16 protein-coding genes are annotated in these 16749 nt (G+C 72.3%); 14 read left to right on the plus strand and 2 right to left on the minus strand.

The genetic code is table 11. The annotated features are described in order from the left end of the window. Positions 1-358: 358 nt before the first annotated feature. The 9 genes from AAW13_RS17170 to AAW13_RS17210 all read left to right on the plus strand — a co-directional run bounded on the left by AAW13_RS17170 (position 359) and on the right by AAW13_RS17210 (position 10862). Positions 359-2425: a tetratricopeptide repeat protein gene (locus AAW13_RS17170; RefSeq protein WP_046729015.1), complete on the plus strand. Its 2067-nt coding sequence runs from the start codon at positions 359-361 to the stop codon at positions 2423-2425. Positions 2426-2559: 134 nt separating this feature from the next. Next, on the plus strand, positions 2560-3684 hold the full coding sequence (ald, locus tag AAW13_RS17175) for an alanine dehydrogenase (RefSeq protein WP_046729014.1): 1125 nt from the start codon (positions 2560-2562) through the stop codon (positions 3682-3684). Between the two features lie 412 nt (positions 3685-4096). Then, entirely contained in the window at positions 4097-5224 is a 1128-nt protein-coding gene (locus AAW13_RS17180; protein WP_046729013.1) for a ParA family protein, read from the plus strand. Continuing rightward, the gene (locus AAW13_RS17185; RefSeq protein ID WP_046729012.1) at positions 5209-5826 is read left to right on the plus strand and encodes a hypothetical protein; all 618 of its coding nucleotides are present in this window, start codon (positions 5209-5211) and stop codon (positions 5824-5826) included. The genes AAW13_RS17180 and AAW13_RS17185 overlap by 16 nt, the downstream gene beginning before the upstream one ends. A gap of 18 nt (positions 5827-5844) precedes the next feature. Further along, the gene (locus AAW13_RS17190) at positions 5845-7176 is read left to right on the plus strand and encodes a segregation and condensation protein A (RefSeq protein WP_063777055.1); all 1332 of its coding nucleotides are present in this window, start codon (positions 5845-5847) and stop codon (positions 7174-7176) included. Further along, positions 7173-7823 (plus strand): SMC-Scp complex subunit ScpB, encoded by a 651-nt coding sequence (gene scpB, locus AAW13_RS17195; RefSeq protein WP_046729010.1) that lies wholly within the window; start codon positions 7173-7175, stop codon positions 7821-7823. Before AAW13_RS17190 ends, scpB begins: the two co-directional genes overlap by 4 nt. 11 nt (positions 7824-7834) lie before the next feature. Beyond that, the gene (locus tag AAW13_RS17200) at positions 7835-8959 is read left to right on the plus strand and encodes a pseudouridine synthase (protein ID WP_046729009.1); all 1125 of its coding nucleotides are present in this window, start codon (positions 7835-7837) and stop codon (positions 8957-8959) included. A gap of 167 nt (positions 8960-9126) precedes the next feature. Then, entirely contained in the window at positions 9127-9846 is a 720-nt protein-coding gene (locus AAW13_RS17205) for an NUDIX hydrolase (protein ID WP_046729008.1), read from the plus strand. Then, positions 9843-10862 carry an ADP-ribosylglycohydrolase family protein gene (locus AAW13_RS17210; RefSeq protein ID WP_046729007.1) on the plus strand — a complete coding sequence of 340 codons (1020 nt, stop codon included), beginning with the start codon at positions 9843-9845 and terminating at the stop codon, positions 10860-10862. The genes AAW13_RS17205 and AAW13_RS17210 overlap by 4 nt, the downstream gene beginning before the upstream one ends. Here the strand turns inward: AAW13_RS17210 and AAW13_RS17215 are convergent. After that, on the minus strand, positions 10859-11554 hold the full coding sequence (locus tag AAW13_RS17215) for a nucleotidyltransferase domain-containing protein (RefSeq protein ID WP_046729006.1): 696 nt from the start codon (positions 11552-11554) through the stop codon (positions 10859-10861). The two genes, AAW13_RS17210 and AAW13_RS17215, sit on opposite strands and share 4 nt — an antisense overlap. A gap of 22 nt (positions 11555-11576) precedes the next feature. Continuing rightward, positions 11577-12236, minus strand: coding sequence for a DUF6529 family protein (locus AAW13_RS17220; RefSeq protein WP_420855471.1), 660 nt, complete (start codon positions 12234-12236; stop codon positions 11577-11579). Between the two features lie 60 nt (positions 12237-12296). Between AAW13_RS17220 and aroH the strand changes: the two genes are divergently transcribed. The 5 genes from aroH (at position 12297) to der (ending at position 16743) form a co-directional block, all read left to right on the plus strand. After that, entirely contained in the window at positions 12297-12659 is a 363-nt protein-coding gene (gene aroH / locus AAW13_RS17225; protein WP_046729005.1) for a chorismate mutase, read from the plus strand. Continuing rightward, positions 12656-13747: a prephenate dehydrogenase gene (locus AAW13_RS17230; RefSeq protein WP_046729004.1), complete on the plus strand. Its 1092-nt coding sequence runs from the start codon at positions 12656-12658 to the stop codon at positions 13745-13747. Before aroH ends, AAW13_RS17230 begins: the two co-directional genes overlap by 4 nt. Positions 13748-13838: 91 nt before the next feature. Further along, complete coding sequence (gene cmk / locus AAW13_RS17235) at positions 13839-14525, plus strand: (d)CMP kinase (protein ID WP_046729003.1); 687 nt, start codon at positions 13839-13841, stop codon at positions 14523-14525. Then, the gene (locus AAW13_RS17240) at positions 14483-15166 is read left to right on the plus strand and encodes a lysophospholipid acyltransferase family protein (protein WP_206306231.1); all 684 of its coding nucleotides are present in this window, start codon (positions 14483-14485) and stop codon (positions 15164-15166) included. Before cmk ends, AAW13_RS17240 begins: the two co-directional genes overlap by 43 nt. A gap of 92 nt (positions 15167-15258) precedes the next feature. Next, a complete protein-coding gene (der, locus tag AAW13_RS17245) occupies positions 15259-16743 on the plus strand; it encodes a ribosome biogenesis GTPase Der (protein ID WP_046729001.1) in 1485 nt (494 codons plus the stop codon). The last annotated feature ends 6 nt before the right edge of the window (positions 16744-16749 follow it).

Here is a 16749-nt window from a genome sequence, read left to right on the forward strand (position 1 = left end):
CGCCCGGCGGCCGGACCCGGCGGCCTGACCCGGCCCTGCGGCCTGCCCGGCCCTTCGAAGCCTGACCCGGCCCTGCGGCCTGCCCGGCCCTTCGAAGCCTGACCCGGCCGTGTGAAGCCTGAGTCGGCCCTCCGTGGCGTCGGGGCCGCCCTCCGTGGTCTTGAACCGGCCCCTCGCGGCCGGAATCCGCCCTTCGGGTGTACCGGTGTGACCATCGCCTGATCCGATCGGGCGATGCGCTCGCCGTGCTCCGCCGGGAACGTCCGCGCACGTGAACTAGGCTCGACGCGATTGAGCCGAAACGCCCGAACCGGAGTCCCGGCGGGCTTGCGCGTGCGGTGGGACGGGAGTGTGGCCCGTGACGGACCAGGCGGTGGACACAGGCGGTGCACGACTGGCGGCGCCCGCGGCCCCGGACGCTCAATTCCTGGGCCGTACAAGGGAGTTGAAGGAACTGCGCGCCGACATCGAGCGCGCGGGCCTGGACACCATCGCGGGCCGCAAGGCCCCCCGCGCCCGGGTCCTGCTGATCGCGGGCAGACCGGGATCCGGACGCACCGCCCTCGCCGCGGAACTCGTCCGGCGGGTCGCCGCCGACTACCCCGACGGCGTGCTGCGCGCCCGCCTCACCGAGCCCGACGGCACCGCGGTCCCCGTCGAGCGCACCGCCCGCGAACTCCTCACCGCGCTGCGGCTGCCCACCCCGGCCGGCGCCGCCGAGGACGACCTCACCCACGCCCTGCGCACCGCCCTCGCCGAGCGCCGCATGCTGCTCCTGCTGGACGACGCGCCCGGCGCCGAAGAGGTCGACGCACTCCTCCCGGACACCCCGGACTGCCTGGCCGTCGCCGTCTCCGGCGGCCCGCTCACCGGGATCTCGGACGTCCGCCCGTGCACCCTGGGCGGTCTCGACACCAAGTCGGCCGTGGAACTGCTCGCCCGCTACACCGGCTCGGTCCGTATCACCGTCGACCCGCGGTCCGCCGAGGCGCTGGTCGAGGTGTGCCAGGGACACCCCGCCGCGCTCACCCTGGCCGGCGGCTGGCTGGCCGCCCGCCCCCAGGTGGCCGTCTCCGACCTCGCGAAACGCCTGCACGCGGACGCCGACGACAGCAGCGCCCTGACCCGGCTCTTCCGGTTCGTGCACGCCCAGCTGCCCGCCCAGGCCGCCCGGATACTGCGACTGCTCAGTCTGGCCCCGGCCGGACTGGTCGACCCGCACACCGCCTCCGCCCTGGCCGGCTGCTCGGTCGACACCGCCTGCGTCACCCTGGACGAACTGGTCCGCCTCGGCCTGCTGCACGTCGCGCCGTCCGTGCTGCCCCAGTACGAGGTCCCGGGCTGTCTGCACCCGCTGATCCGGGCCATGGCCGAGTCCCAGGAGCGGCCCGGCGAGCTCCAGCTGGCCCGGGCCCGGATGCTGGAGCGCACGGTACGGCTGCTCCAGTCCTGCCGGGCGATCACCGAGACCGACAACCCGCAGGCCCGCGAGAAGCTCCAGGCGCTCCCGCGCGAGCTGCGCTTCCCCACCCCGCGCGCCGCCGCCGACTGGCTGCGCGCCCGGCGTCCCGCCCTGCTGTCCGCCGCCCGCGCCGCGGTCGCCGACGGCGAGCTGGACACCCTGGCACGCCGGCTGATGGCCCAGCTGGTCAAGGCCATGGTGGCGCACTTCGGCACCCGCGCCGCGGCCCCGGACCTGTACGGCATCCACCGGCTCGTCCTCGACGTCGCCGAGCGTCGCGACCTGCCCCGCGAGCAGGCCGCCGCGCTGCTGAACCTGGGCGACCTGGACGCCCAGACCGGGCGTACCGGAGATGCGCTGGTGCGATATCGGTCTGCGTTGGACGCCGGACGCAGAGCAAATGACCCGTACGCGACCGCTCGCGCAATGGAATCCGTAGGCGGCGCGCATCAGGAGCTGGGCGACTACGACCGGGCCGCCGACTGGTTCGGCCGTGCCCTCGCCCAGCGGCTGGCCCGCGACGAGCGCGCCGAGGCCGCCCGGCTCTACGGCCGTATCGCCGGCGCACACACCTACGCGGGGCGGTACGGCGAGGCGCTCAGGGCCTGGCGGGCGGCGGTTTCCGGCCATCGCAAGAACGGCGATGTCGCCGCCCAGGCGCGGGCGTTGAGCGAGCTGGCGCGGGTACAGGAGTACGCCGGACGCCCCGAGGAATCGCTGCGCACCTGTCAGGACGCGGTGGAGTGGGCGCGCCGCGCCGAGGACGCCCGGCTCCAGGCGGCGCTCCAGCTCAGGCTGGCCGACACGCTGGAGCGGCTCGGTGACTCCACCGCCGCGAGCCTGCACCGCGCGGCGGCCGAGCGCATGCTGGGTGAGGAGGCCCAGGCCTCCTCGGACCCCGACTCCGACCCGGAACAAGGCGCTAACACCTACGAAATCCGTACCGCGCCCGGCGAAGATTGATGCAATGAAAGGCTAGACAGCCGGAACGCCTTCATTAAACTGGCTCTGCCGCCGGTTCTCCTGCGGTGTCTCCTGGTGTATCCCGTATGCCGGGTATGTGCAGCTATGCCCCCACACCCTCTGAGCCAAGGACCGTGATCGACGTGAAGGTCGGCATCCCCCGCGAGGTCAAGAACAACGAGTTCCGGGTGGCCATCACCCCGGCCGGCGTGCACGAGCTGGTGCGTAACGGCCACCAGGTCGTCATCGAGCGCGGCGCCGGGGTCGGCTCGTCCATCCCGGACGCCGAGTACACCGCCGCCGGCGCCACGATCCTGGACACCGCCGACGAGGTGTGGGCCACCGCCGACCTGCTGCTGAAGGTCAAGGAGCCCATCGCGGAGGAGTACCACCGGCTCCGCAAGGACCAGACCCTCTTCACCTACCTGCACCTGGCCGCGTCCAAGGAGTGCACCGACGCCCTGCTGGAGTCGGGCACCACGGCCATCGCCTACGAGACCGTCGAGCTGCCGAACCGCGCGCTGCCGCTGCTCGCGCCCATGTCCGAGGTCGCGGGCCGGCTGGCCCCGCAGGTCGGCGCCTACCACCTGATGCGCGCCAACGGCGGCCGCGGGGTGCTGCCCGGCGGTGTCCCGGGCGTGCTCGCCGCCCGGGCCGTCGTCATCGGCGGCGGGGTCTCCGGCTGGAACGCCGCCCAGATCGCCATCGGCATGGGCTTCCACGTGACCCTGCTCGACAAGGACATCAACAAGCTCAAGGAGGCCGACAAGGTCTTCGGCACCAAGATCCAGACCGTCGTCTCCAACTCCTTCGAGCTGGAGAAGGCCTGCCTGGAGGCCGACCTCGTGATCGGCGCGGTGCTCATCCCCGGCGCCAAGGCTCCGAAGCTCGTCACCAACGAGCTGGTCTCGCGCATGAAGCAGGGAAGTGTCCTTGTCGACATCGCGATCGACCAGGGCGGCTGCTTCGAGGACTCCCGCCCCACCACTCACGCCGAGCCGAGCTTCAAGGTCCACGAGTCGGTCTTCTACTGCGTCGCCAACATGCCGGGCGCGGTGCCCAACACCTCCACCTACGCGCTCACCAACGCCACGCTGCCGTACATCGTGTCGCTCGCGAACAACGGCTGGGTGGAGGCGCTGCGCCGGGACGCCGCGCTGGCCAAGGGCCTCAACACCCATGACGGCAAGGTCGTTTACAAGGAGGTCGCCGAGGCGCACGGCCTGGACCACGTGGACCTCGACACGCTGATCGGCTGAGCCGGTACGCCGGAGCGGCCGCTAAGTCACCTTTTCGTAAAGGCGATACGTCAACAAGCCGCGTCAATCACGCACATCCGGCCGGACCTTGCCCGACAAGGTCCGGCCGGATGTGTGTATGGTCACTTTGCGACTCTCGGTCAACTCGCCTCGAACGTAACCCTTCGACCGATTCGCACACCGGTGAAACCTGCTGTGCGACGGCCGTACGCCCTTGACAGCGACATGTTTCATTGCCGACACATCGTGCCGGGTCCGGCGGATTGTGTTGCTGCGGACGCCCGACACGCCATAGAGTCGCCAACCGTCGGCATGGTGCCACGCTGACCTGTCTAGAAGTTTCCTGGTCACCAAGGAGGTAAGACGACTTGTGAATGAGTCGACATTTTCTCCCGGGGGTGGTCAACCAGGAATGCCGGTACGGGACCAGGGTCCCGCGGGGTTCGAGGCTGTCGGCTCCGTCGCGGTGCGCACCTTCACAGCAGCCCGGACTCCGCTGACCACGCGGACAGCACACCAGAGCATGGATGGCCATCACGTGAACGCCATGGCCGGCGACGGAAGTGGCGCGCCCCACAACCACTTCGCCGACTACGACGAACTGCCCGAGGGGCACTTCTACGACCCCGACGCCGAGTACGAGCCGGACCCGGAGTACGCGGCCACGCTCGCGCCCGACGCGGCCCGCCAGCGCCGCGAGCGCGTGGGCCCGACCGGACGCCCGCTGCCGTACTTCCCGATCCCGGGCCCGCTGACCGATCACGGCCCCGCGAAGATCATCGCGATGTGCAACCAGAAGGGCGGCGTCGGCAAGACGACGTCGACCATCAACCTGGGTGCCGCGCTCGCGGAGTACGGTCGGCGCGTGCTGCTCGTGGACTTCGACCCGCAGGGCGCGCTGTCGGTGGGTCTCGGTGTCAACCCGATGGAGCTCGACCTCACCGTCTACAACCTGCTCATGGAGCGGGGCATGTCGGCCGACGAGGTGCTCCTGAAGACCGCGGTCCCCAACATGGACCTGCTGCCCTCCAACATCGACCTGTCGGCCGCCGAGGTCCAGCTGGTCTCCGAGGTCGCCCGTGAGTCGACGCTCCAGCGCGCCCTGAAGCCGCTGCTGCCCGACTACGACTACATCGTGATCGACTGCCAGCCCTCGCTGGGTCTGCTCACGGTCAACGCGCTGACCGCCGCGCACAAGGTGATCGTTCCGCTGGAGTGCGAGTTCTTCGCGCTGCGTGGTGTCGCCCTGCTGACCGAGACCATCGAGAAGGTGCAGGAGCGGCTCAACCCGGAGCTGGAGCTCGACGGCATCCTCGCCACGATGTACGACTCGCGCACGGTCCACAGCCGTGAGGTGCTGGCCCGTGTGGTCGAGGCCTTCGACGACCACGTCTACCACACGGTCATCGGCCGCACGGTCCGCTTCCCGGAGACCACGGTCGCCGGTGAGCCGATCACCACGTACGCCTCCAACTCCGTCGGTGCCGCCGCCTATCGCCAGCTCGCCAGGGAGGTGCTCGCCCGGTGTCACGCCGAGTGAGTCTGCCCGGGGCCGACGAACTGTTCCGTACGACCGGGGGGATGGCGCTTCAGCCGTCCAGCCCCAGGCGCCCGGCCAACGGCGAGGCCCGGGTGCCGGCTCCCGCGACTCCCGCGGGGGAGAACGACGAGACGGCGGCCGAGCCCGCCGAGGACGCGCCGCACGCGGTGCCCGTGCAGGGCGGCGACGGCGAGGGCGCGGAGCACGTGGCGGTGGAGGCCGAACCGGCCGACGCCGGCGAGTCCCGCAACCGCGCCGCGCAGCCCACCACGGTCGCCCCGGCGGGCGAGCGGTCCGCGCGGCGGCAGGCGGCGCAGGAAGGTTCTGCCGGGCCCGCGGCCCAGGCCCAGCCCCGCAAGCGCGGCGGCAGGGCGCCCGCCCGGCGGCCCAGCGGACGGGAACGGCACGACGAGAAGATCACCGTGTACGTCTCCGCCGAGGAGCTGATGGACCTGGAGCACGCCCGCCTGGTCCTCCGCGGCGAGCACGGCCTCGCCGTCGACCGGGGCCGGATCGTCCGCGAGGCGGTCGCCGTGGTCCTGGCGGACCTGGAGTCCCGGGGAGACGCGAGCATTCTCGTACGACGGCTGCGTGGCCGGTAGGGGTAGCCTGCGGGGGCTATGACCTCGACCGACGCTCCCGCTCCCGGCGCCTCCGGCGGCCGCCGACGCCCGCTGGGCAGGGGCCCGGGAGCGGCCGAGCAACCGCCCCCGACGGCCGCACCCCCGCAGCCGGAACCAGACCCGACCGCACCGGTTCCCGAGCCCGAGCCGACCGCACCGGGCCCCGAGGCCGTGGCACGCGAGCCCGCGCCCGAGCGGGAGCTCGTCGCGCCGGCCCCCGAGGCCGTGGCACCCGAGCCCGGGCCTGAGACCCCCGCGCCGGCCCCCGAGGCCGTGGCACCCGAGCCAGAGGCCGGAGAGGGCGCGGCGGTTGCCGGGGTCCTGGCACCCCGGAGCGAAGGCGGCGCGGCGGATACCGTCGGTGGCGCGGCAGAACCCGGGTCTCCGCCCGGGCCTGAAGCCGGGGCGCGGGAGACGGTGCCCAGGCCGACGCCGGAAGGTGCGGGCGGTGCGGCCGAAGCCGTGCCCGACGGGGTCTTCAAGGTGCGGCTCGCCAACTTCGAGGGGCCCTTCGACCTGCTCCTCCAGCTGATCTCCAAGCACAAGCTGGACGTCACCGAGGTCGCGCTCTCCAAGGTCACCGACGAGTTCATGGCGCACATCCGGGCCATGGGACCGGACTGGGACCTGGACCAGACGACCGAGTTCCTCGTCGTCGCCGCCACACTGCTCGACCTGAAGGCCGCGCGGCTGCTGCCCGCCGCCGAGGTGGAGGACGAGGCCGACCTGGCGCTGCTGGAGGCCCGCGACCTGCTGTTCGCACGGCTCCTCCAGTACCGCGCTTACAAGCAGATCGCCGACATCTTCAACCGGCGCCTGGAGGACGAGGCCCGCCGCTGGCCCCGCACCGTCGGCCTCGAACCGCACCTCGCCGAGCTGCTGCCCGAGGTCGTCATCAGCATCGGGGCCGAAGGATTCGCCAGGCTCGCGGTCAAGGCGATGCAGCCCAGGGCCAGACCACAGGTGTACGTCGACCACATCCACGCCCCGCTGGTCAGCGTGCAGGAGCAGGCCGGGATCGTGGTGGCGCGGCTGCGGGAGCTGGGCGAGGCCAGTTTCCGGACGCTGGTCGAGGACACCGACGACACGCTCACCGTCGTGGCCCGCTTCCTCGCCCTGCTGGAGCTGTACCGGGAGAAGGCCGTCGCCCTGGACCAGGAGACCGCGCTCGGCGACCTGCTGGTGCGGTGGACCGGCGGGGACGGCGAGACCAGGCCGATGGTCACCGACGAGTTCGACCGGCCGCCCAAGCCGCCCGAGCCGCCCGAGCCGCCCGAGCCGCCCGAGCCGTCCAAGCCGCCCGAGCCGTCCAAGGAGGAGAAGCCGTGAGCGAGGAGACGACGGAACTGCCGGCGGGGCTGCGTCCCGTCGCCGACCTCGACCTGAAGCCGGCCCTGGAGGCGGTCCTGATGGTCGTGGACGAGCCCGCCACGGCCGAGCACCTGTCCAGGATCCTGGAACGGCCCAGGCAGACGATCACGAAGGCGCTGCGCGCGCTGGCCGACGAGTACACCGCGCAGGGCCGAGGCTTCGAGCTGCGGTTCGTCGCGGGCGGCTGGCGCTTCTACACGCGCGGCGAGTACGCGCCCGCCGTCGAGCGGCTGGTCCTGGACGGGCAGACCGCCCGCCTGACCCAGGCCGCGCTGGAGACCCTCGCGGTCGTCGCGTACCGCCAGCCGGTGAGCCGCAGCCGGGTCTCGGCCGTACGAGGGGTCAACTGCGACGGTGTGATGCGCACCCTGCTCCAGCGCGGTCTGGTCGAGGAGGCGGGCGCGGAACCCGAAACAGGTGCGATCCTGTACAGGACGACGAACTACTTCCTGGAGCGGATGGGCCTGCGCGGCCTGGACGAGCTCCCGGAGCTCGCGCCCTTCCTCCCGGAGGCGGAGGCGATCGAGGCCGAGACCCAGGAGGGCGTTCCGTCGTTCGATCCGGACGCACCCGATGCGCCGGACGCAGACGACGCAGACGACTAGACGGAAATTTGATGCGAAGCAGCAGCGGCAGGAACAGCAGCGGAAACAACGGCGGGAGCCGTGGTGGCAACAGCGGCGGCCGCGGCGGGAGCAGCGGTGGGCGCGGCAACTACCGCGGCGCCGGCAACTCCCGCGACGACAAGCAGGGCACCGGCCGGCCGAAGAAGCCGCGCCCGGAGGAGCGGCGTTACGACGTGGGTCCGGGCGCCACCCAGGACGGCCCGAAGTCGGGCCGTGGCGCCTCGGCGCGCGGCGGTGCCAAGGGCGGCCCGCGGCAGGGGCAGGGCACCGGGCGCGGCCGTACCGCTCCGGCGAGTTCCCGTGAGTACGACGCCCGCGCCGAGGAGCGCAACCGCGAGCGGTACGCGGGCAAGAAGGACGTGAAGCTCCCGAAGACCTTCCCGGGCGCAGAGCAGGAGGGCGAGCGGCTCCAGAAGGTCCTCGCCCGCGCGGGCTACGGCTCCCGGCGCGCCTGCGAGGAGCTGATCGAGCAGGCCAGGGTCGAGGTCAACGGCGAGATCGTCCTGGAGCAGGGCAAGCGGGTCGACCCGGAGAAGGACGAGGTCCGCGTCGACGGCCTGACCGTCGCCACGCAGTCGTACCAGTTCTTCTCGCTGAACAAGCCGGCCGGTGTGGTCTCCACCATGGAGGACCCGGACGGCCGGCAGTGCCTCGGCGACTACGTCACCAACCGGGAGACCCGGCTCTTCCACGTGGGGCGGCTGGACACCGAGACCGAGGGCGTCATCCTGCTCACCAACCACGGTGAGCTGGCGCACCGGCTGACCCACCCCAAGTACGGCGTGAAGAAGACCTACCTCGCGCACATCGTCGGCCCGATCCCGCGCGACCTGGGCAAGAAGCTCAAGGACGGCATCCAGCTGGAGGACGGCTACGCGCGCGCGGACCACTTCCGGGTGGTCGAGCAGACCGGCAAGAACTACCTCGTGGAGGTCACCCTGCACGAGGGCCGCAAGCACATCGTCCGCCGCATGCTGGCCGAGGCCGGGTTCCCGGTCGACAAGCTGGTGCGGGTCGCCTTCGGGCCGATCACCCTCGGCGACCAGAAGTCGGGCTGGCTGCGCCGGCTCTCCAACACCGAGGTCGGGATGCTCATGAAGGAAGTCGACCTCTAGAACGCCCTGTGCGTCCGTCTGACGGCCGGTCCCGGTTCCACCGGGGCCGGCCGTCGCCGTTCCCGCGAACAGGGCTCCAGCGGGCGCTGAGAGCTTGCGTGACCACCCTCGCAGCTTTATAGTCGTAACGACTATTACTCGCGTGATACCGAGGGGGTGACGCAACCGTGCAGGGCTACGACAAGTACGCCTACGAACCCTTCGCCGTCACCGTCGACCTCGCCGTACTCACCCTCCGCGCGGGCGCCCTGCACGTGCTGCTCGTCGAGCGCGGACTGGAGCCGTACGCCGGCCGGTGGGCGCTGCCCGGCGGCTTCGTGCTGCCCCGCGAGTCGGCCGAGACGGCGGCCCGGCGGGAACTCGCCGAGGAGACCGGCCTGTCCGACGTGTCGGGGCTGCGCCTCGAACAGCTGCGCACCTACAGCGAGCCGGACCGCGACCCGAGGATGCGGGTCGTCTCGGTCGCCTTCACCGCGCTGCTGCCCGACCCGCCCGAGCCGCACGGCGGCGGCGACGCCGCGCAGGCGCGCTGGCTGCCGTACGACCCGGGCCGGCCGCTCGCCTTCGACCACGACCGGATCCTCGCCGACGCCCACGACCGGGTGGGCGCGAAGCTGGAGTACAGCTGTCTCGCCACCGCCTTCTGCCCGCCCGAGTTCACGCTCGGCGAGCTTCAGAACGTCTACGAGACCGTGTGGGGCGTCACGCTGGACCGCCCCAACTTCCGCCGCAAGGTCCTCACCACGCCGGGCTTCGTCGAACCGGTGCCCGGCGCGGCCCGGTTGACCGGCGGCCGCGGCAAACCCGCCGCGCTCTACCGCGCGGGCGACGCCACCTCGCTCCACCCTCCCCTGCTCCGCCCGCCCCGGGAAGGACGCCCCGCATGACCTTCACCGCCCACAAGCGCGCCGCCACCGGCTCCCTGATCGGCCTCGCCCTCGGGGACGCGCTCGGCTTCCCGACCGAGTTCAACGACGTGCCGTCGATCGTCGCCAAGTCCGGCCCCTGGCGGCAGATGGAACTGCCGGCGCGGGCCTTCGTCTCCGACGACACCCAGATGACCCTCGCCGTAGGGCACGCGCTGCGCACCGCCATGGACCGCGGGGTGCTCGGGCCCGAACGGCTGGAGCGGCCGCTGCGCGAGGAGTTCGTCGACTGGTACCAGTCACCGGAGAACAACCGCGCACCCGGCCGGACCTGTCTGCGGGCGTGCAGCCTGCTGAAGGAGGAGGGCCGGGTCTGGCAGGACGCCAGCCAGGTCGAATCCAAGGGCTGCGGCGCCAACATGCGGGTCGCGCCGATCGGACTCGCACCCGGCCTGAGCGACGAACAGCGGGCCGGCGCGGCCCAGTTGCAGTCCGCCCTCACCCACGGCCACCCCACCGCCCTGGCCGCCTCGGACCTCACCGCACGTGCCGTGCTGCTGCTGGCGCGGGGGACCGACCCGGTGGACCTCGTCGCACGGCTGCGGTCGTACGCCGCCGAGAACCGCACCCGCTACCACCACACCTGGCTCGGCGACCTCTGGACCCGCGGCCACGACGCGACCCCCGAGGCGTTCGTCGCACGCGGCTGGGACGAGTGTCTGGCAATCCTCGACCGCCTCCGGGACGCCGTGCGCACCGCCTCCCCGGAGGACGACCCGTGCCTGGCCACCGGCGCCGGCTGGATCGCCGAGGAGGCCCTCGCGACCGGGCTGCTCTGCTTCCTGCTCTTCCCCGAGGAGCCGCTGACCGCCCTGCGCCGGGCCGCCTGCTCCTCCGGCGACTCCGACTCGATCGCCTGCCTCACCGGCGCGTTCGCGGGGGCCTGGCTGGGCGAGGAGGCCTGGCCGACGGAGTGGGCCGACCGGATCGAGTACCGCGGAGACCTGATGACCCTCGGCGCGCTCTGGGACGCCTAGACCCCGTCGGGACCGGCGGCCGAGGTACGGCGGGCGCGGAACAGCAGGTCCGCCACGCGCGCGTGGTCGGGTTCGGCCGGGAGCGGGGTGCGGTCCAGGGCCTCGTCGGTCTCCTCGGCCAGCCGGGCGAACCGGGACTCGACCACCGGCCAGGGCACCTCGCCCCGCTTCACCGCCAGCAGCGCCTCCCGGCCGTCGCCGGCCTCGATGGCCAGCTCGCCGGTGCGCAGCAGGTCACGGGCGCTGGTCAGCAGCCGCAGCAGGTGCATCGCGTGTTTCCAGCGCGGCGCGCCGTGGGTCCGGACGTCGCCGTGGAGCTTGCGGCGCTGGGCCAGGGCGTAGCGGGTGAAGGTGCCGTGGACGCGCCGGGACAGGAAGGCGCCGCGCAGCGCCAGCAGCTCGCGGCCCGTGTCGTCGGCGTACTCGACCAGGGGCGAGTGCAGGCACTCCAGGATGTTCGGATTGCCCCGCAGCGCCAGTTCGCAGAACCGCTCCAGCTCCCAGGAGAACCGCTCCTCGCCGGGGCCCTCGACATGCGTCGGCGGCTTCTCGAAGCGCCAGAACAGGGGAGTGGGGGCGAGGAACACCCCCCGCCGGTCGGTGTCGCTGCCCTCCGTGGCCAGGCCGAAGGCACGCGACCCCATGACACAGGCGTAGATCGTGTGGTCGCGTACCAGGTCCTCGGGCTGCATGCCAGGGAGCGTACGGGGCGGATCAGGCCAGCGTGATCGAATTTCCGCTCACGTCGATGGACTTGGCCGGCAGCGGACGGGTGGCCGGGCCATGGGCGACCGAACCGTCCGCGATGTTGAACTTGCTTCCGTGGCAGGGGCAGTCGATGGTGCCGTCCAGCACCTGGTTCACCGTGCAGCCCATGTGGGTGCAGATCGCCGAGAAGGCCTTGAACTCGCCCGCCTTCGGCTGGGTCACCACGATCTTCTGGTCCTTGAAGACCGTGCCACCGCCCTCCGGGATGTCACTCGTGCTCGCCAGCGCCATCCCGGCACTGGCACTGGCACTGGCACTGGCACTGGCACTCGCGCTCGCGCTCGCGCCCGTCGACTCCGAGACGGACGACCCGGCGGTGGGCGACTCCGAGGAACTGGAGGAGCCGTTGTCGTTGCTGTTGCCGCATCCCGCGCAGCCCACGGCGAGTGCGGCGGCACCCGTCGCGAGAACCGCGCGCCTGGTGGAACCGTCGGTCATGTCGTCACCCCGAACGTACGGAAGAACCACAGGGAGTCGCTCCGAGCGGAGCAGCAGCATCTTGGCACCGAAACCACCGAAGACGAAGCAACCCGGGAGGGAGTGCCACAAAACGCTTGTTTCGTACGCTGACAGCCCAACGCGTCTCACCGGGCGAGCGCCGCACACCGGCCCGGCCCGGTCTGACTAGGCTGGACCGACAGACCGACGTCAGAACAGGAGCGTGCCGTGGCGGTACGAGCGGTCCGGGGGGCCGTCCAGCTGGAACGGGACGAGGCCGGTCACATGGCCGAGCAGGTCGGAGCGCTGCTCACCGCCGTCCTGGAACGGAACGGGCTGACCACCGACGACCTGATCAGCATCTGGTTCACCGCCACGCCCGACCTGCACAGCGACTTCCCGGCGGCCGCCGCGCGCAAGCTCGGCCTGGTCGACGTCCCCCTGATCTGCGCCCAGGAGCTGGACATCGAGGGCGCCCTGCCCCGGGTCGTTCGGATACTGGCGCACATCGAGTCCGACCGGTCCCGCGCCGAGGTCGACCACGTCTACCTCGGTGCCGCGGCCGCCCTGCGCAAGGACATCGCCCAGTGAGAACCGCGCTCGTCATCGGTACCGGCCTCATCGGTACGTCCGCCGCGCTCGCCCTCTCCCGGCGGGGTGTCGTCGTCCACCTCGCCGACCACGACCCCGAGCAGGCCCGAACCGCGGCCGCGCTCGGCGCCGGCACCGACGAGGCGCCGGCGGCCCCGGTCGACCTGGCGATCGTCGCCGCCCCGCCCGCGCACGTGGCCTCCGTCCTCGCGGACGCCATGAGCCGGGGTGTGGCCCGCGGCTACATCGACGTGGCCAGCGTCAAGGGCGGCCCGCGCCGCGAGCTGGAGGCGCACGGCGTGGACCTGTCGTCGTACCTCGGCACGCACCCCATGTCCGGCCGGGAGAAGTCCGGCCCGCTGGCGGCCACCGCCGACCTCTTCGAGGGCCGTCCCTGGGTGCTCACCCCGACCCGGGACACCGACACCGAGGTGCTGAACCTCGCCCTGGAACTGGTCTCGCACTGCCGGGCCGTCCCGGTCGTCATGGACGCCGACGCCCACGACCGGGCCGTGGCCCTGGTCTCCCACATGCCCCACCTGGTGTCCAGCATGGTCGCGGCCCGGCTGGAGCACGCCGAGGAGGCGGCCGTACGGCTGTGCGGGCAGGGCATCCGGGACGTGACCCGGATCGCCGCCTCCGACCCCCGGATGTGGATCGACATCCTCTCCGCGAACCCCGGCCCGGTCGCCGACCTGCTCGCGGACGTCTCCGCCGACCTCGACGAGACGGTCACCGCGCTGCGCGCCCTCCAGTCCTCGGACGAGTCCAAGCGGCGCGCGGGCGGCGCCGGCGTCGAGGACGTGCTGCGCCGCGGTAACGCCGGCCAGGTGCGGGTACCCGGCAAGCACGGCTCGGCGCCCCGGGCCTACGAGGTCGTGGCCGTGCTCATCGACGACCAGCCCGGCCAGCTGGCCCGGATCTTCGCGGACGCCGGCGCCGCCGGGGTCAACGTCGAGGACGTACGGATCGAGCACGCGACCGGCCAGCAGGCGGGCCTGGTCCAGCTCTGGGTGGAGCCGACGGCGGTGCCGGTGCTGACGTCGGCGCTGCGGGAGCGGGGCTGGGCACTGCGGCAGCAGCGCTGAGAACGGCGCTCCCAGGGGCCGGTAACCTTGTGCGGGGCGTGTTCGCGTCCCGCACACCACCCACCACCCCGCACCCGGAAGGTGTCCCCCCGTGGAAAACGGCGCCGTAAAGCCCGTGATTGTCGCCATCGACGGCCCCTCGGGCACCGGCAAGTCGAGCACGTCCAAGGCCGTGGCCGCACAGCTGGGCCTCAGCTACCTGGACACCGGCGCCCAGTACCGGGCGATCACCTGGTGGATGGTGACCAACGGCATCGACCTCACCGACCCGACCGCGATCGCCGCGGTCGCCGGCAAGCCGGAGATCGTCTCCGGTACCGACCCGGCCCACCCCACGATCACGGTCGACGGCGTCGACGTCTCCGCCCCGATCCGCACCCAGGACGTCACCTCCAAGGTCAGCGCGGTCAGCGCGGTGCCCGAGGTGCGCACCCGGATCACCGAGCTCCAGCGCACCCTCGCCTCCTCGGCCGAGGCCGGGATCGTCGTCGAGGGCCGGGACATCGGCACCACCGTGCTGCCCGACGCCGACCTGAAGGTCTTCCTCACCGCCTCCGCCGAGGCCCGTGCGGCCCGCCGCAGCGGTGAGCTCAAGGGCGCCGACGTCAACGCCACCCGCGAGGCCCTGATCCAGCGGGACGCGGCCGACTCGACCCGCAAGACCTCCCCGCTCGCCAAGGCGGGCGACGCGGTCGAGGTGGACACCACCGAGCTGACGCTCGCCCAGGTCATAGAGTGTGTCGTCACCCTCGTCGAGGAGAAGCGGGCCGGGCAGTGAGTCTTCCGTCGCAGCGCGGCGCCGAGACCGGGCGGCGCATCGGGGTCGGGCTGATGTACGGCCTGTGGAAGCCGCGCGTCCTCGGCGCCTGGAAGATGCCCGCGCACGGCCCGGCGATCCTCGCCGTGAACCACTCCCACAACATCGACGGGCCGATGGTCATGGGCGTGTCGCCGCGGCCGACGCACTTCCTCATCAAGAAGGAGGCGTTCGTCGGCCCGCTCGACCCGTTCCTGACCCGGATCGGACAGCTGAAGGTGGACCGCACGTCCACCGACCGCACGGCGGTCACCCGGGCGCTGGGCGTCCTGGACGCCGGGGGAGTGCTCGGGATATTCCCCGAGGGCAGCCGGGGCGACGGCGACTTCGCCGCGCTGCGCGCGGGCCTCGCCTACTTCGCGGTGCGCTCCGGGGCGCCGATCGTCCCGGTGGCCGTGCTGGGCAGTGCCGAGCGGCGCGGCCGGCTGGTCAAGGGCCTGCCGCCGCTGCGCTCCCGGGTCGACGTCGTCTTCGGCGACCCGTTCGAGGCGGGCGACGGCACCGGCCGCCGCACCCGCAAGGCCCTGGACGAGGCCACCGAGCGCATCCAGAGGCAGCTCACCGACCACCTGGAAAACGCCAGGCGTCTGACCGGACGCTAGGCGACACTTGAGTAGTGGATCGGCTCCCGGCGGGAACGCGAGGGGGCCGGGGATCCACCGATCACCACGATGAACGACGAGGTACGCACTTCATGAACGACCACAGCCAGCCCGGCGACTCGGCTGAGCACGAGTACGACCACGGGGCGCTCGGCGACGCCGAGTACGCGGAGTTCATGGAGCTCGCCGCGGAAGAGGGCTTCGACATCGAGGACGTCGAGGGCGCCATCGAGGAGGCCGGCCACGGCCCGCTCCCCGTCCTCGCCGTCGTCGGCCGCCCGAACGTCGGCAAGTCGACACTCGTGAACCGCATCATCGGCCGCCGTGAGGCCGTCGTCGAGGACAAGCCCGGTGTCACCCGCGACCGGGTGACCTACGAGGCCGAGTGGGCGGGCCGCCGTTTCAAGGTCGTCGACACCGGCGGCTGGGAGCAGGACGTCCTCGGCATCGACGCCTCCGTGGCCGCGCAGGCCGAGTACGCGATCGAGGCCGCCGACGCGGTCGTCTTCGTGGTCGACGCCAAGGTCGGCGCCACCGACACCGACGAGGCGGTCGTACGACTGCTGCGCAAGGCCGGCAAGCCCGTGGTGCTGGCCGCCAACAAGGTCGACGGCCCCAGCGGCGAGGCCGACGCGGCCTACCTCTGGTCCCTCGGCCTCGGCGAGCCGCACCCGGTCTCCGCCCTGCACGGCCGTGGCACCGGCGACATGCTCGACGCCGTCCTGGAGGCCCTGCCCGAGGCTCCCGCGCAGACCTTCGGCGGCTCCGGTGTCGGCGGCCCCCGCCGGATCGCCCTCATCGGCCGTCCGAACGTCGGCAAGTCCTCCCTCCTCAACAAGGTGGCGAACGAGGAGCGCGTCGTCGTCAACGAACTGGCCGGCACCACCCGCGACCCGGTCGACGAGCTGATCGAACTCGGCGGCGTCACCTGGAAGTTCGTCGACACCGCAGGTATCCGCAAGCGCGTGCACCTCCAGCAGGGCGCCGACTACTACGCCTCGCTGCGTACCGCCGCCGCCGTGGAGAAGGCGGAGGTCGCGGTGATCCTCATCGACGCCTCCGAGTCCATCTCCGTGCAGGACCAGCGGATCGTGACGATGGCCGTCGAGGCGGGCCGCGCGATGGTCATCGCCTACAACAAGTGGGACACCCTCGACGAGGAGCGCCGCTACTACCTGGAGCGGGAGATCGAGACCGAGTTCGGCCAGGTCGCCTGGGCGCCCCGGGTCAACGTCTCGGCGCGTACCGGCCGCCACATGGAGAAGCTGGTCCCGGCGATCGAGACCGCCCTCGCCGGCTGGGAGACGCGGGTCCCCACCGGCCGGCTCAACGCCTTCCTCGGAGAGCTGGTCTCGGCCCACCCGCACCCGGTCCGGGGCGGCAAGCAGCCGCGCATCCTGTTCGGCACCCAGGCGGGCACCAAGCCGCCGCGGTTCGTCCTCTTCGCCTCCGGCTTCATCGAGGCGGGCTACCGCCGCTTCATCGAGCGCCGGCTGCGCGAGGAGTTCGGTTTCGAGGGCACCCCGATCCACATCTCCGTGCGGGTGCGTGAGAAGCGCGGCGCCAAGAAGAAGTGAGCCAGG

Source organism: Streptomyces humi, from assembly GCF_001005085.2.
Taxonomy (GTDB): Bacteria; Actinomycetota; Actinomycetes; order Streptomycetales; family Streptomycetaceae; genus Streptomyces; species Streptomyces humi.